Annotated in this window: 1 protein-coding gene; it reads right to left on the minus strand. The window is 70.9% G+C overall.

Annotation, left to right across the window (positions count from 1 at the left end; translation table 11 throughout):
* On the minus strand, positions 1–220 hold a 220-nt coding region (locus UK12_RS36100; RefSeq protein WP_045307464.1), incomplete at both ends, for a KR domain-containing protein.

Consider the following 220-nt stretch of genomic DNA (forward strand, 5'->3'; position numbering starts at 1 on the left):
AACAGGACGAACGCCGACAGGTCCATCCCGGCCGTCAGCTCGTGCAGGTTGAGCGCCGCATCCACCTTCGGACGCGCCACCGTGGCGAACCGCTCCACCCTCAGGCCGTCGACGACACCGGCGTCCAGCACACCGGCCGTGTGGAACACCGCCGACAGCTCGACCGAGTCGAGCAGACCGGCCAGCGCCGCACGGTCGGCCACATCACACGCGGCCACCG

The sequence above is a fragment of the Saccharothrix sp. ST-888 genome, assembly GCF_000955975.1.
In the GTDB taxonomy this organism is placed as follows: Bacteria; Actinomycetota; Actinomycetes; order Streptomycetales; family Streptomycetaceae; genus Kitasatospora.